The 966-nt window shown below is 50.3% G+C and carries 2 tRNA genes and 2 rRNA genes; all 4 read left to right on the top strand.

The features are described from left to right. Positions 1–250, top strand: a 16S ribosomal RNA gene (locus tag BFG58_RS14950); the annotation flags it as partial. Between the two features lie 70 nt (positions 251–320). Then, positions 321–397, top strand: a tRNA-Ile gene (locus BFG58_RS14945). Positions 398–440: 43 nt separating this feature from the next. Continuing rightward, positions 441–516: transfer RNA gene (locus BFG58_RS14940), tRNA-Ala, on the top strand. 172 nt (positions 517–688) lie between these two features. Beyond that, positions 689–966, top strand: a 23S ribosomal RNA gene (locus tag BFG58_RS14935); the annotation flags it as partial.

Here is a 966-nt window from a genome sequence, read left to right as displayed (position 1 = left end):
CGTCGTAGTCCGGATTGGAGTCTGCAACTCGACTCCATGAAGTCGGAATCGCTAGTAATCGTAGATCAGAATGCTACGGTGAATACGTTCCCGGGCCTTGTACACACCGCCCGTCACACCATGGGAGTGGGTTGCAAAAGAAGTAGGTAGCTTAACCTTCGGGAGGGCGCTTACCACTTTGTGATTCATGACTGGGGTGAAGTCGTAACAAGGTAACCGTAGGGGAACCTGCGGTTGGATCACCTCCTTACCTTAAAGAACCTGCCTTTGYAGTGCTCACACAGATTGTCTGATGAAAAAACAGCAGTAAAAATCTCTGCAGGCTTGTAGCTCAGGTGGTTAGAGCGCACCCCTGATAAGGGTGAGGTCGGTGGTTCAAGTCCACTCAGGCCTACCAAACTCCTTTTAAAGGATGAGCGGTACAGAGATTGCAAAACGATGGGGCTATAGCTCAGCTGGGAGAGCGCCTGCTTTGCACGCAGGAGGTCTGCGGTTCGATCCCGCATAGCTCCACCATCTTTTACTGCGAACCCAAGAAAACTTCAGAGTGAACCTGAAAAGGTGCACTGCGAAGTTTTGCTCTTTAAAAATCTGGATCAAGCTGAAAATTGAAACGACACATCTTWAATGGTGTGTTCGAGTCTCTCAAATTTTCGCAATCAGAAGATGAAACATCTTCGGGTTGTGAGGTTAAGCGACTAAGCGTACACGGTGGATGCCCTGGCAGTCAGAGGCGATGAAGGACGTGCTAATCTGCGAAAAGCGCCGGCGAGGTGATATGAACCTTTGACCCGGCGATGTCCGAATGGGGAAACCCAGTGTGATTCGTCACACTATCGTTAACTGAATACATAGGTTAACGAGGCGAACCGGGGGAACTGAAACATCTAAGTACCCCGAGGAAAAGAAATCAACCGAGATTCCCCCAGTAGCGGCGAGCGAACGGGGAGCAGCCCAGAGTCTGAA

Source organism: Enterobacter sp. ku-bf2 (assembly GCF_001742765.1).
Lineage (GTDB): Bacteria > Pseudomonadota > Gammaproteobacteria > Enterobacterales > Enterobacteriaceae > Enterobacter > Enterobacter quasiroggenkampii.
The sequence above is the reverse complement of the archived record's forward strand: the minus strand, read 5'-3'. Positions and strand labels throughout refer to the sequence as shown.